Source organism: Candidatus Aquicultor secundus, from assembly GCF_002791875.1.
In the GTDB taxonomy this organism is placed as follows: Bacteria; Actinomycetota; Aquicultoria; order Aquicultorales; family Aquicultoraceae; genus Aquicultor_A; species Aquicultor_A secundus.
Window position 1 is genome coordinate 1 of sequence record NZ_PFNG01000012.1, and the last position, 1027, is coordinate 1027.

The 1027-nt window shown below is 44.0% G+C and carries 2 protein-coding genes; both read right to left on the bottom strand.

The features are described 5' to 3' along the window. Nucleotides 1-55 precede the first annotated feature (55 nt). Nucleotides 56-493 (bottom strand): type VII toxin-antitoxin system HepT family RNase toxin, encoded by a 438-nt coding sequence (hepT, locus tag COY37_RS00340; protein ID WP_286975457.1) that lies wholly within the window; start codon nucleotides 491-493, stop codon nucleotides 56-58. After that, nucleotides 480-893, bottom strand: a complete 414-nt coding sequence (gene mntA, locus COY37_RS00345) for a type VII toxin-antitoxin system MntA family adenylyltransferase antitoxin (RefSeq protein ID WP_286975459.1) — start codon at nucleotides 891-893, stop codon at nucleotides 480-482. Before mntA ends, hepT begins: the two co-directional genes overlap by 14 nt. Nucleotides 894-1027: the final 134 nt, after the last annotated feature.

Genomic DNA, 1027 nt, shown 5'->3' on the forward strand with positions numbered 1-1027 from the left:
CGCGGTTGCTTTGCTTGCTACCCAGGCAAAACCTCTTCCTCTGTATCTCCTTCGCTTATCCTAGCTCTTGTCTCTTGAGGAAATCGAGAACATGTTCAATGTATTGGGGGTATTGCCCTAAAGCGTCTTTAATGCTCATATGGGCAATTGCGTCATCGATCTTATCATACTCGTGGACCAGACGACTTCTCAGGCCGGATGATGGCGCTATTCTTGATGCAAATTCCATCGGAACCATGCCCTGCTCACCTAACTTAACGAAAGAATCGTAATTGTCTATTGGCGCAATCTTAGCGAGCTTAACGAGGAGATAGTTGTTGATATCAACAGCTGCTTGGACGATATTTATAAGCGTCTTCTCGATGCCTCTTTTACGAAATATGTCCGACTTATATTCTTCGATACTTAGGCCTTCGACTTGTTTAAGGTCGTCTAAATATCCCCTTATCAGGGCTATCTTCTTTTCAATAATATCAGGGTCAAACCGCTTCACGCTTCTTCTCCTCTAAGAACTCTTCTGTAAGCTCTTTTTCAAAACGCCTGTTTTTCCTGGTATCCTGATATTTAGCTATGGCCAGGATGATGAACTCATCAAAAGATTCTTTACGCCGTTCAAAAAGCGGCACTCCGTAAAGGGCCACTTCCTTTAAAAGCAGTGGATTGGCTCTATCCAGCACAATAAGATCAAGTCGATCGGTTCCGAATAACCGCACAAGCTCGTAGAAAAAATCGAGCTCTTCTCTTGGTGAAGTACGTCGGCTAAAGAAAGCGGCCAGGTCTATGTCACTTTCTTTTCTTGCTTCCCCGGCTGCCCTTGAGCCAAAGAGAGCTAGAAACTCGACCCTGTACTTACGGCAAACTTTGGTTATCTCCTGCTTTATTGGTTCTCGCACTAAAACCACACCTCAAGTAAGGCTATCCTCAAACAAAGGCCTGTTACTTGACTATAATATAAAAAGCTGGTTTTTAGAAGAACCTCACACGACGTTACCAACCTTGGAAAACGGAAAACGGACGTATCTCGGAT